Below are 10353 nucleotides of genomic sequence, written 5' to 3' on the forward strand. Positions count from 1 at the left end.
CGTCGCCCCACCTCGCCCACAGGCGCCCCACCGTCGCCCGACAGAAAGCAGAGGCCATGGCCATCGACGTCACCGCTCTCCGGGCCCACTTCCCCTCCCTCGACCACGGCCTCGCCTTCTTCGACGGGCCGGGCGGTACGCAGACGCCCCGCCCCGTCGCCGACGCGATCACGACGACGCTGACCGGGCCGCTCTCCAACCGGGGGACCGTCAGCCCCTCCGAGCTCAACGCCGAGCAGACCGTCACGGACTTCCGCGCAGCCTACGCCGACTTCCTCAACATGCCCGCGAACGGCATCGTCCACGGGCGCAGCGCCACCCAGCTCACGTACGACTTCTCGCGCACCCTGGCCAAGGGGTGGAAGGCGGGGGACGAGATCGTGCTCAGCCGTCTGGACCACGACACCAACGTCCGCCCCTGGACCCAGGCCGCCGGCCACGCGGGCGCGACGGTCCGCTGGATCGAGATCGACCCGGCGACGGCGGAGATCGATCTGGAGTCGTACGAGCGGGCCCTCTCTCCCCGGACCCGGCTGGTCGCGGTGACGGGAGCCTCGAACGTCCTCGGCACCAAGCCGCCCCTCCGCCGGATCGCCGACCTGGCTCACGAGGCCGGCGCCCTGCTGTACGTGGACGGGGTGCACTACGCGGCGCACCACCTCGTGGACGTGCCCGCGTCGGGTGCGGACCTGTTCGTGTGCTCGCCGTACAAGTTCCTCGGCCCGCACTGCGCGGTCCTCGCCGGTGCGCCGTACCTCCTCGAAACCCTCCGCCCGGACAAGCTGCTGCCGTCCTCCGACGACGTGCCGGAACGCTTCGAGTTCGGAACGCTCCCGTACGAGATACTGGCGGGCGCCCGCGCCGCCGTGGACTTCCTCGCCGCGGTGGACCCGGGCGAGGGGATCACCCGCAGGGAGCGGCTGGCGCACTCCTGGAGCTCCATGCACCGGCACGAACTGGCGCTGCGTACCAGGCTCGAGGAGGGTCTTCGGGCCTTCGGCGACGCCGTCACGCTGCACTCCAGGGCCCAGGACCGGACTCCGACGCTGCTGATGACCCTCGAAGGCCGTGACCCGCGCAAGGCCCAGACCCACCTGGCGGCCCGCGACGTCCTGGCCACCGCCGGCCAGTTCTACGCGCACGAGCCGTTCACCGCGCTGAAGCTGGAGGGACCCGCGCTCCGGGCGGGCCTGGCGCCGTACAACACGGCCGATGACGTGGACCGCCTGCTCGACGGTCTCGCCTCCTTCCTCTGACATGCCCGGTGTGCGGCGGATCCGGGCCCTCGCCACCGGCTGTCTCCCCGACAACGAACGGGCGCGCGACCAGCCGCGGTCTCCGAACCGAAGACGAGCGGTTCATGTTGCTGATGCCGTCCGACGGAGCCCTTCGCCTCGTGAGTCCGGCTTCGCATCTGTCACTGGAAGTCGTACACCGCGAAGTCGGTGACCGGGCGGTACCCGATCCGCTGGTAGAGGCCGTTGCTGGTGGGGTTGGCCAGGTCCGCGAACAGCAGCACCTCCGCCGCACCTGCGGCCGACGCGGCTCGACTCACCTCGACCGTCACGGCGCCCGCGTAACCGCGACCGCGCAGACGGGCGGGGGTGTAGACGGGGGTCACCCGGATCTGGCCGGCGACCATCGGGGTCACACCCGCCATGGAGACCGGGGTGCCGTCCGGGGCCTCCCAGAACGTGACGCGTCCGGTAGCGATGCGTGTGTCGGCCCAGGAGCCGGCATCCGCGGAGGCGGATCCGCCGATGGCTGCGAGGAACTCGCGGTACCAGAGCATGAGTTGCCCGCGATCCTGCTCGTCCGCGACTCGACCCCGGCCCTCCGGGGCCGGCTGTGGTGGCGTGAGCGTGCCGAGGCGGTACAGACGCTTCCGCTCGCGGAGCGTCGGAGTCGCCCCCGTGTGCCGCTGCCAGGCCGCGGCGAAGGCGGTGGCCGTGTCGTGGTCCGCGCTGACGCCGGGGAGAAGCGAACCGAGCCCGGCCAGGCGGTCGGCGAGGGTGTCGGCTTCCTCAGAAGTGAGCGGCGTGAGGTAAATACGGCGCGGCGGGGTCCGGAAGAAGGCCGCACGAACCTCACCCGCCCGCTCCAGCCGACCGAAGACGGGGGCCTCGGCGCCGTACGCGTCCACCCCGCGCATACGCAGTGTCTCGGTCACCGTCAGCGGGACGGTGTGCAGGTCGGGGCGCGAGTGCAGGAAGTCTCCGGCTCGAGAGAGAAAACTGTTGAGGTCTTCGGTGAGGTGCCAGCCATCCGGGCGCATGCCTCATGTTCCCTGGTGCTGTAGGCAGTGCGCCTGCAATTTTTTGCTGAGGTGAGGGGACAGCGGCTGGCGTGCCGCGCTGGAGGCCCGTCGAAGAACTCTGGAGGACCCGTGGCGGGCAGCATCGCGAACACATCTGCCATCAAGCGTCTTCCCCCCGCCGTTGTTCTTCAACGAACTTGGGACGCAGGACACCGGCGGGAGCCGTACGGGATCGATCTCTTCGGCAGCGGGGAGCCCTTCACGTGCCTCAGCCCGACCTCGTCGATCGCAAGACCGGGCCAAAGCGGCAGCATCTGTTCTGCCACCGAGGCCGGCTCGTCGGCAAGGACTACCTCAACCACAACATTCTCCCGGCCCTCCGCCGCAAGTCCGGCGTCCCACAGACCGACTCCCGCGGCGCGCTGACCCGTCACCCCGACCGCGCCACCATCGCCACCCAACTCCTCAACGCACGGGAGCCGCTATCCCTCAACGACCTGCAGCAATGACTCGGCCACAAACACCCGGCCGGCACCCGCTACTACGCGCCAATCGTGCAACGCACCCTCACCGCGGCCTACAAGAAGGCCGGCTACTTCGCCAAGTGCCCCCACCGGCTGGCCTGCGCCAGCTGCCCGTTCTACGTCCCCAAAAACAATTGCCACCCTTGCCCAACGCCTCGCGGACACCCGCACCCCCGCCCGGCCCCAACCCCGAGAGAGCTTGGAACGACCAGCGGCTTCGTCCCACTGACTCAGTTCATGAAGACCGTTCCTGCGCAGACGTCGAGGCGGCACGACAAGCGAGATACCGATCGAAAACCGCCTGAGTGTCAGGAGTGAAGGCCCACTGCCGCAGAGCCCGCCGCAGCTCGAACTCGGTCAGCCACGTGCCAGGCCACCTCTCCCGGATCGGGGACGAGGTCTCCGGAACCACGGCGTCGCACACCCCCAGCCAATGAGGGCTGAGCCCGCCCCGGTTGAGGAACGTGAACCGAAGGCAGACTGATGCCCGCACTCCCAGCTCCTCACTGAGCTCGCGGGCAGCTGCCTGCTCATAGGACTCGCCGACTTCCGCAGCGCCCCCGACCCCGAGCTCGCAGTGCCCTGGGAAACGGGACACCTGCTCGGGCCTGAGCAGCGGAAACGCGGCGATCACATTCGGAAAGACAAAGGCTTCTCAGGGTGGTTTCAGGAAGCGGCGTCGACGAGAGCTTGGAGCAGGCGCTGGGGGTCCTCGGCGAGCCGGTTGCAGACGTAGAGCCACCACTCGGTGCCGAAGACTACGTACTCGCGAGTGGGGTGGCCGTGCTCGGCCATGGCGTTGAGGCGGTCAGGTCCGAGTCCGAGGAGGGTTTCGAATTCCCAGGGAGCGGTCGCGTGACCCTTCCCGCCGAGGTGGTGGTCAATGCGGCGGATCAGGTCCCAGTCATGGGTGGCGAACGAGCACAGGTGACCTGAGTCGGCCAGTTGTTCCGCGTACTTCAGGTAGGCAGTGGCCAGTGCGGGGTCCTCGCGCGAATAGGCGATGGTTCGGGGTTCGATGAAGGCCCCCTTGACCAGACGGATGCGGCCGGGAAGTGCGAGGATTGCCGGCAGGTCTTCGGCTGTGCGGTGCAGTCGCGCTTGGATGGTGATGCCGACGTGGTCGAACTGTTCGCACAGCGCGCGGTGCAGGGCCAGCACGGCGTCGGTGCGGTCCGAGCCCTCGGCCGAGATCACCATTTCCCGGCCGGTCTCGGCGGTGGCCTGTGCGATACGGGAGGCGTTGGCCAGGGCGAGTTCTTCGTTGACGGCGAGACCGATGTGGGAGAGGTCGAGGGAGATCGAACAGCCGTGCGGCAGGAGTCGGGCGGCGTTGAGGAAAACGTCGGTCTCGTCCGTGGCCCGTTGCTGGTCGCGGCAGCTTTCGCCCACGTACTCGATATTCACTCGGTGGCCGTCGGCGAGGATGCGCTGCGCGCGGTCCAGCGCATCGGTCAGGCTTTCGCCGGCCACGAACCGCTGGGCGACCTTGCGGGCCAGGGTGCCCAGGACCGGGTCCTTGGGGACGCGCCACTTCAGCTCCTCGTCGAGCGCGAGCGTCCGCAGGACCTCGGCGGCCTGTGACGAAAGGGCAGTGAAACCGGTGGCGGGAAGCTGCGTGGTCATCGGGCGCCTAGCTGTCGGTGTCGTGCGGGGAACGGCTGCAAGCCTTTCAGGACCAGGCACGCAGCGGGAGTGGCAGAAATGACCAGTAGGCTGAAATTCCAGCCAACCTTGTCGGCCGTGAAGGAGTCCGGGGACTTGATTCGCGATGTCGCTGTCCTGGCCCTGGAAGGCAGTCATGCCTTCGAGCTGGGTGTGTTCTGCGAAGCCTTCGGCATCGACCGAGCGACGACGCGCTGCCCGTCTACGATTTCGCCCCCTGAACTTCCGATTCATCGTCCACCTGTTCACTGGAGCGGGAGGAAATTGAGTCAAAGCAGGTCTCATCACCCGCGAAGCAGGACCGGGCTGGACCGCGGGCACATCAGGCCGACGCCAAGTAGTCGCGGGCGAACACGGTTGAAGTCAGCCGCTGACGTCAGTCTCATATCTCCAGAAACGTCGTCAGGTACACGCGCTCAGCGTCGGTGAGCCGTCGAGGACGCTTGGACTCCAGGTTGTAGGGAACCATCTTCGAAGCTGCCTTCGCGTACAACGCCCGGTCGTCCTTCACCTCGTAGGCAACGTTGAACGACACGGCCCTCACCTCGGTTATCCACACTTCGATGGTGACCGCTTCGGGGCGCCACTCCAGCGGAGCCTTGTACTCGATCTCATGCCTGGCGCTCACGCAGCCCGTCGTGAAGGTGTCCACTCCAGCCTTGGCGGCATGGATGCCGAGCATGTCGCTTCGGGCCTCCTCCAGGTAGGTAAGGAAGACAGCGTTGTTGACGTGTTGATACGCGTCCACGTCCGACCAGCGGATCCGGCAGCGGTATGCGTGACGGTGCGTCATGTTCAAGTCACTCTCCAATGTGGCGGTTGTACGATGCGGACAGCCGCGGGTACCGCACCAAAGAGCAAGACGACCCTCCGGCAACTCCACAACATGCGTAAAGCGGAGGCTTTACTGTTGCTGACGGTTGATCAGGGTGCCATCCATATTGCGGACACCGAGGAACACAAGGGCTGAGCACTTGACCACCGCACGCTTCCGTGTGCGCAACGGTCCTCCCCTCGACAACGGACTCCGCTCCTGCGCTTCTGATGCCTGACTCCACAGGCAAATCGTTGAACGATCCTTCAAGAAGTTGGAGCCTTTATACCACATGGGCGTACGGGAGGTGCCAAGCACCCTTGGGTGTCATGAGGGGCGGCTGGATTTGGTCAAGTCGCCACCTGGCCCTGAGAGTTCCTTGGTCCATCCCAGCCAGGTCGCTGCGATGCTCCCGTCTCGGGAGGACCGCCCGAGGCCCACGAGAAGCCGCCTCGAGGAGATGCCCTCCCGCTCGACGGGCGGCTCACCACCCGGGTCTGTCGGGGGACGGACGGTTGGCCGATCCGGGGTTGCTGGTGAACGCCGGCTCAGAGGAGGTGCTGGTGCTGTTGGATGCCGCTTCAGGGCCTCGTCTCGGTTGGCAGCGGCGGTGTACTGAGGCGTCCGCCCGTCTGTGCCGGGACGCCGCAGGCTGTGCGGCGTCAGGTGCTGGACGCGGCCCTGGTACGGGGGACCGTGAGTTGTCGACGCGGAACACCGCCGTACCGGTCAAGGACCAACCCGCCGTGTGAAGGCTATGTGTGATCCAGCGGCCGGTGCCGAACGCGCCGAGCTGTTTTGTCGAGGCCCGCGCAGATCCGGGAGACCTCGCTCTTCTGATATGCCGGTGTCCGAGCCGAGGGCTTTGACCAGGTTCTCGACCGATCGGGGAAGACTCCGTGGACGTATGCCTCCATGACGACCGCGTCAAGGGGCCTGGTCGATCCAGCGCGGACGCTCGAGCAGGCTCGGGAAGAAGCTGCTGGCCCGCAGTTTCGGGATCGCGAGCTCCAGGTCGCCGGTCTGCATGGTCACGGTCTCCTCCCGGTGCCCGTTGCGCCAGGCGGTGCGGGTGTCAGTCCGCTCGCCGTCGTCTCCGGGGCGGAGGTGCCCGGGAGACGCAACTCCCGACGGGTCCACCCGAGCTCGGCGGCGTTCTCGCCGCGCGCCGCTCCCTCGACCATGTACTCGCAGCACCCGAGGTAGAGGCGGTCGTCGCAGACGATGTCGAAGATGGGTGCGGCATCGCGGAGCCGCCCGTACAGGGACAGGTTTCTGAGACATCCCTGTCGCGACCGTGACTGCGGGAAGCGTACGCAGGAAGGCACCGATCGAGACCTGCAGGGTGCCCCGGTCGCCAGCCGGCTCGCACCGCGGGTGCTGCAGCGGCTGTCCGCAGTACTCCGGGCCCGCCTGCACGTTGCGCCGCCGTCTCGAAACAACATGAACGGTCGTGCAGCCGACCGGGAAGGCCTCCGTCAGGACGCGGCCGGGTGAGTCCGTCAAGGTCCTCCACCGCCGGCCCACCGCGGGTACTTCCTGGCCGACTGCAGATCGGCGGGGCCGAGCTCACAGACCCATGAGGCGGATGTCGGTCGGCCTCCACCGGCCCGGAATCTGTAGATTTGCTTGTCAGGGCACAAGGCCGCAGGCCTGCCGAGGGCTGTGCCAGTGCCCATCACCTCAAGGGCGAGGGAACCATGATCGATCTGAGTGCACCGATCGTGATCATTTTCATTGTCTATGTGCTTGCCATGATCGGCATGGGTGTCTGGGCGTACCCCCGCATCCGCACCTTTGCCGACTTCGCCTTGGGCAGCCGCAAGCTCCGCGCGACCGTCGCCGCGCTCTCCGCAGGGGCCAGTGCCATGTCCGCCTGGCTGTTCCTGGCACTGCCCGGAGCGGTGTACGTGGCCGGCATCGGCGTCAGCTGGCTCGCCATCGGTCTGGTGATCGGCACGTACCTCAATTGGCTCTTGGTCGCGCCCCGGCTACGCACCTACACCGAGCGCGCCGGTAACGCCGTGAGCCTGTCGGCCTACCTGGAGGAACGGTTCGAGGACCGTACCCGATTGCTCCGGATCGTTTCGGCGGCCGTCACCCTTATGTTCTTCACCGTCTACATCGCCAGTGGCCTGGTAGCCGGCGGGGTGCTGCTCAATCAAGTCTTCGGCCTCGACTTCGAAGTCGGCGCGATGCTGACCGCCCTGGTGATCATCGTCTACTCATGCCTCGGCGGTTTCCTCGCCGTGAGCCTGACCCACGTGGGGCAAGCCACGCTGATGCTCCTGGCGCTGGTCGTGCTCCCTGCTGTCGGCATCGGGGCGCTCGGGGGCTTCGGGGCGCTGGGCGACGACCTCAGCGACAAGGCGCCGACCCTCCTGGACATAGGGGCCGGAGCCACCTTCACCGACGGCCAGTGGTCGGCAGGCGGGGCGCTCAGCGCTGTCGCGATCATTTCGCTGCTCTCCTGGGGCCTCGGCTACTTCGGCCAGCCGCACATCCTCGCCCGCTTCATGAGTATTCGCAGCACCCGTGCCATCCCCACGGCCCGGCGCATCGGAACGGGCTGGGTGCTCGTCGCGCTCACCGGCGCCACGCTCGTGGGCCTCGTGGGCATCGCGCGGCTCGATCAACCACTTGACAACCCGGAGACCGTGTTCGTTGTCCTGAGCCAGACCCTGCTCAATCCCTGGATCGCCGGGGTGATGCTGATTGCCGTACTTGCCGCGATCATGTCGACTGCGGACAGCCAGCTCCTGGTGTCCTCCGTCGCCCTCACGGAGGACTTCTACCGGGCATTCCTCCGCCGCCGTGCGTCGGACAAGGCACTGGTGTGGGTCGGTCGCGGTGCCGTGGTCGTGGTGATCCTGGTCGCCTATGCGATCGCGCTCCGGGGCGGCGGAGTGCTGAACATCGTCGCCTATGCCTGGGCGGGTTCCGGAGCCGCGTTCGGGCCGGTCGTGCTCCTGTCGCTGTACTGGCCGCGTATGACCTGGGCGGGGGCCGTGGCCGGGATCGTATCCGGCGCGGCCACGGTGCTGCTGTGGGACAGGATCAATCCGCTGCTCGGGCCGCTGGAGTCGGACATCTACGAGATGGTCCCGGGCGTGCTGATCGCCACGATCGCGGCACTGGTCTTCGGCAGGTTCGTCGGCCGGCCACCGGAACGTGCCTTCTGGCGGATGCCGGGAGGCGGGGTGAGCCAACTGATGCTCGAGCCGTTTCTCGCACCCGCACCGGTCGGTGTGGCAGTCCTGGACACGGATCTGCGGTACGTCTGGGTGAACGACGTCCTGGGGCGCGTGATCCCCCTCGAGCGGCGGCTGGGCCGGTCGGTGAAGGATGTGCTGCCGAGGCTCGAGGCGGAGCCGTTCGAGGAAAAGATGCACACGGTCCTTCGGACGGGGGCTCCGGTGATGGACCACGAGTTCCACGGCCCCAGTTACGCTGATCCCGACCGGGAGCGTGCATATTCGGCCTCGTTCTTCGGCATGAAGGACCGCCACGGCCAGCCCGTGGGCATCTGGTACATGATCATCGATGTCACCGAGCGCTGGCGGGCCCAGGAACGTCTTGCCCTGCTGAACGACGCCAGCGCGCATATCGGCAGCACGCTGGATGTGACGCGAACGGCACAGGAACTGGCCGACAACGCCGTGCCGTCCCTCGCCGACTTCGTCGCCGTCGACCTGCTGGACTCGGTCATGAGAGGCGACGAACCGGCCCCCGGACCGGTCGACATCGGACCTGTCATCCGTCGCGCGGCCCAGAAGTCGGTACGTGAGGGCTCTCCGGAGGCGAGACTGGCCGTGGGGGAAAGGGTCCAGCGCGCCCCCTCGTCGCCCGTCGCCCGCTGCCTGTTGGAAGGCAGGACCCTGGTGGAACCGATCCTGGACGCCTCCGCCAGTGCATGGGTGACCATGGACCCGTCGCTGGGCGCCGTCATCCGCGAGTTCAAGTTCCACTCGATCATGGTGGTACCGGTGCGGGCTCGCGGCATCACCCTGGGCGCGGCGACATTCGTCCGCTCCCGACGCCTGGGGCCCTTCGAGGAGGACGACGTACGCCTCGCCGAGGAACTCGTCTCCCGTGCCGCGGTATGTGTCGACAACGCCCGCCGCTACACCCGCGAGCGCACCGCGGCCCGGTCGATGCAGCGCTATCTGCTGCCGCAGGAGCTGGCAGGAGGATCCGCTCTGGACGTGGCGTCCTGGTACTTCCCGGCAGATGCCCCCAGCGGTGTGGGGGGTGACTGGTTCGACGTGATTCCGCTCTCCGGGACCCGGGTCGCGTTGGTCGTCGGGGATGTGGTGGGACACGGAATCAACGCGGCGGCGACCATGGGGCGGCTCCGCACGGCGGTGCGCACGCTGGCCAATCTGGACCTTCCTCCCGACGAATTGCTGGCCCACCTGGACGACCTCGTCATCGGCCTGATGGAGGGACACGGCGGCGACGGGCAGGGGGCGGAGAGCGAGAGCGTGGGCGCCGCATTCATGGGGGCCACCTGCCTGTACGCCGTGTACGACCCGGTCACCGGGCTGTGCACACTGGCCCGGGCCGGGCACCTCCCGCCCGTGATCGTCGGCCCCGACGGCGCCGTCGAGTTCCTGGACCTGCCCGCCGGACCGCCGCTCGGCCTCGGCTCCCTGCCCTTCGAGGCCGCGGAACTGGAACTGGCCGAAGGCAGCCTCATCGGGATGTACACCGACGGCCTCATCGAGACATGCGATCGGGACATCGACGTCGGGCTCTCCCGGCTGAGCCGCACGCTCGCGGTGCCCGGCCCGTCTCTGCAGGAGACGGGCGACAACGTCGTCGACGCGCTGCTGACCGTTCCACCGCGCGACGACGCCGCCCTCCTCCTTGCCAGGACCCACCTGCTGGGCTCGGACCAGGTCGCGTCCTGGGACCTGCCCTCGGACCCCGCAGCCGTCGCAGACGCCCGCAGCGTCGCCACCCGGCAACTGTCGGCGTGGAGCCTGGACGATCTGACGTTCACCACAGAGCTGATCGTCAGCGAACTGGTCACCAACGCCATCCGTCATGCGACCGGCCCGATCGTTCTGCGGCTGATCCGGGACCGCGCC

General features: G+C 68.0%; 6 protein-coding genes and 2 pseudogenes. 3 read left to right on the top strand and 5 right to left on the bottom strand.

All coding sequences use genetic code 11. The annotated features are described in order from the left end of the window. Nucleotides 1-56 precede the first annotated feature (56 nt). Nucleotides 57-1256 (top strand): cysteine desulfurase-like protein, encoded by a 1200-nt coding sequence (locus ACWD01_RS15355; RefSeq protein WP_451161885.1) that lies wholly within the window; start codon nt 57-59, stop codon nt 1254-1256. A 161-nt stretch (nt 1257-1417) separates the two neighbouring features. On the opposite strand, the gene ACWD01_RS15360 is transcribed toward ACWD01_RS15355, so the two are convergent. Beyond that, nucleotides 1418-2275, bottom strand: coding sequence for a GNAT family N-acetyltransferase (locus ACWD01_RS15360; protein ID WP_451161887.1), 858 nt, complete (start codon nt 2273-2275; stop codon nt 1418-1420). Nucleotides 2276-2520: 245 nt separating this feature from the next. Between ACWD01_RS15360 and ACWD01_RS15365 the strand changes: the two genes are divergently transcribed. Then, nucleotides 2521-2766 (top strand): hypothetical protein, encoded by a 246-nt coding sequence (locus tag ACWD01_RS15365; RefSeq protein WP_451161889.1) that lies wholly within the window; start codon nt 2521-2523, stop codon nt 2764-2766. Nucleotides 2767-3016: 250 nt separating this feature from the next. Here ACWD01_RS15365 and ACWD01_RS15370 read toward each other — a convergent pair. From ACWD01_RS15370 to ACWD01_RS15385, 4 genes and pseudogenes are all read right to left on the bottom strand, one after another. Continuing rightward, nucleotides 3017-3391, bottom strand: a pseudogene (locus ACWD01_RS15370) (NUDIX domain-containing protein); the annotation flags it as partial. A gap of 56 nt (nt 3392-3447) precedes the next feature. Next, nucleotides 3448-4407 carry a proline dehydrogenase family protein gene (locus ACWD01_RS15375; RefSeq protein ID WP_451161891.1) on the bottom strand — a complete coding sequence of 320 codons (960 nt, stop codon included), beginning with the start codon at nt 4405-4407 and terminating at the stop codon, nt 3448-3450. Between the two features lie 421 nt (nt 4408-4828). Continuing rightward, entirely contained in the window at nt 4829-5239 is a 411-nt protein-coding gene (locus tag ACWD01_RS15380; RefSeq protein ID WP_451161931.1) for an acyl-CoA thioesterase, read from the bottom strand. 779 nt (nt 5240-6018) lie between these two features. Further along, nucleotides 6019-6346 (bottom strand): annotated as a pseudogene (locus ACWD01_RS15385) (transposase); the annotation flags it as partial. 614 nt (nt 6347-6960) lie between these two features. On the opposite strand from ACWD01_RS15385, the gene putP reads away from it, so the two are divergent. After that, a partial coding sequence (gene putP, locus ACWD01_RS15390) for a sodium/proline symporter PutP (RefSeq protein ID WP_451161893.1) occupies nt 6961-10353 on the top strand: 3393 nt, incomplete at its 3' end.

It is taken from the genome of Streptomyces sp. NPDC002835, assembly GCF_053591995.1.

Coding starts and splice junctions, on each gene's coding strand:
- ACWD01_RS15355 (WP_451161885.1), top strand. CDS start 57: ATGGCCATCGACGTCACCGCTCTCCGGGCCCACTTCCCCTCCCTCGAC.
- ACWD01_RS15360 (WP_451161887.1), bottom strand. CDS start 2,275: ATGCGCCCGGATGGCTGGCACCTCACCGAAGACCTCAACAGTTTTCTC.
- ACWD01_RS15375 (WP_451161891.1), bottom strand. CDS start 4,407: ATGACCACGCAGCTTCCCGCCACCGGTTTCACTGCCCTTTCGTCACAG.
- ACWD01_RS15380 (WP_451161931.1), bottom strand. CDS start 5,239: ATGACGCACCGTCACGCATACCGCTGCCGGATCCGCTGGTCGGACGTG.